This window comes from Corallococcus exercitus (assembly GCF_003611585.1).
Lineage (GTDB): Bacteria > Myxococcota > Myxococcia > Myxococcales > Myxococcaceae > Corallococcus > Corallococcus exercitus.
In genome coordinates, this window is sequence record NZ_RAVW01000739.1 from 1 (window position 1) to 2039 (window position 2039).

The 2039-nt window shown below is 67.8% G+C and carries 2 protein-coding genes; both read right to left on the minus strand.

Annotated features, from left to right (window positions below; translation table 11 throughout):
* Nucleotides 1–105 precede the first annotated feature (105 nt).
* The gene (locus tag D7W79_RS41520; protein WP_244222270.1) at nucleotides 106–1071 is read right to left on the minus strand and encodes an SDR family oxidoreductase; all 966 of its coding nucleotides are present in this window, start codon (nucleotides 1069–1071) and stop codon (nucleotides 106–108) included.
* Nucleotides 1068–1922, minus strand: a complete 855-nt coding sequence (locus tag D7W79_RS41525) for a lysophospholipid acyltransferase family protein (RefSeq protein WP_120530697.1) — start codon at nucleotides 1920–1922, stop codon at nucleotides 1068–1070. The genes D7W79_RS41520 and D7W79_RS41525 overlap by 4 nt, the downstream gene beginning before the upstream one ends.
* Between the last annotated feature and the right edge of the window lie 117 nt (nucleotides 1923–2039).

Genomic DNA, 2039 nt, shown 5'->3' on the forward strand with positions numbered 1-2039 from the left:
GCCTGACAGTGCTGTCAGGCCCCCCCCTGCCATGCCGCCACGTCCCCCCTGACATGCCTGTCAGGGAACTGACGGCGGGCCCCACGGAAAGCCGCTGCGCGCCCGCTACTCGCCGATGACGGAGCGGATGGTGTCGCGCATGGAGTGCTGGGCCTTCCAGCCCACGTCCTGGACCCAGCGGTTGCCGTCCACGGCGCAGAGGAACTGGATGTGGTCCAGCTCCGGCGGCGGGAAGTTGGCCAGCCGGTAGCGGAACATCAGGCCCAACAGCGGCCGGGCCACCGGGTGCGGCACGGGGATGGGGGTGCTCCCCAGCTCGCGCAGCACCGCGGACAGGGGCACCTGGCCGGGGCCGACGACGTTGTAGACGCCCTTGGGCTCCGGGCGCAGCGCCTCCATCATGGCGCGGGCCACGTCCTCCACATGGATGAGCTGCACCATCGGGTCGAAGCCCGCCATGGTCCACGGGTAGCGCAGGCGCAGGTAGTGGGACGGCGCGTTCTTGATGGTGGGCCCGACGATGTGGACGGGCCGCAGGATGACCGTCTCGATGTCGGGGTGCTTCCAGAAGAAGCTGTGCGCCAGCATGTCCACTTCGATGAGGTCGCGCACGCCGGAGAAGCGGCTCGCGGCCATCAGCGGCGCGTCTTCCGTGAGGAAGTTGGAGTTGTCCGGGCTGGGGCCGTAGACGTTCGCCGAGGACAGCACCACGACCTTCTTCACGCCGTACTTCGCGCAGTACTCCAACAGGCGCGTGGTCCCCACGACGTTGAACGAGTGGTGCTCCTCCTCGCTCATGCGCGGGTCATGCATGATGCCCATGTGGATGACGGCGCGGATTTCATTCTTGCGGAAGACGTCCTCCGCCTTCTTCTTGCGCAGGTCCAGCTGGTGCATCTCGACATCCTTCGGCTTCCCGATGAAGGGACGCCGGTCGATGCCGATGATGCGCTCGCGCTTGTGCAGCTGCTTCGCCAGCGTGCGGCCCAGGTTGCCGCTGATGCCGGTGACGACCACGGCCGGGCGCTTGTCCACCGCGCCGCCTTCCTTCTCCTCGTTCGTCGCGCTCACCAGAACACGCCCCGTCGTTCCTTGAGACCCTGGTGGAGCATCGCCTGGATGGAGGCCTTCACGGTGCGCACCTTCTTGTCCAGTTCGCTGTCCTCGTCGTCCGCGCGGCCGGTGAAGTGGAGCGCGTCGCCGAAGTAGATGCGGTACTTCGTGGGCAGTGGGAAGGGCGTGCCCGTGGGAGTGATGGGGAAGGACGGGAAGCCCAGGAGCTTCGCCACCGGCTTGAGGTTCATCAGCGCGGGGGCCTGCTCCTCCGCGCCCACCACGGCGATGGGCACGATGGGCGTGTTCGTCTCCAGCGCCAGCCGCATGAAGCCCAGGCCGAACTCCTGGAGCTGGTAGCGCTGGGGCCACAGCTTGTTGAGCCCGCGCGTGCCCTCCGGGAACACGAGGATGGCCTCCTCCGCCTCCAGCAGGCGCCGGCAGTTCTCCGGCGTGCCGACAATCTGCCCCACGCGCGCCATGAATGTGGAGACGTACGGCAGGGACGGCACCCACTTCTCCACCATGCTGCGGATGGCGCGCGGCGGGTTGCCCTCCACCATCAGGGCAATGCCAATCATCGCGCCGTCCAGGGGCAGCTGGCCGGAGTGGTTGGACACCAGCAGCACCCGGCCCGCGGGGATGCGGTCCGCGCCATAGGCCTCCACCCGGAAATAGTGGCGGTAGAGCCACATGAACGGGGCGATGGCGGCCAGGCTGTAGTCCAGGTTGAACCCGAACGGATCCACCCCGTACTCGTTCTCCGTCCGGGCCAGGGCCTGGAGGTGGTCGGACTGCTGCTCGCCGGCCATGCGCTCGGTCCACTCGCGCAGGCCCTTCTTCACCTTGTCGCTGAAACGCTCCAGCATGGGCCCGCTCCTTAGCACTCCGGCATGCACACCGGGAGTGCGCCGACAACCCGCGAACGCCTTCTGACGATAATCCGCCGGAAGGTCCCCCATGCGCATCCCTCCCAAGCCCTCGTC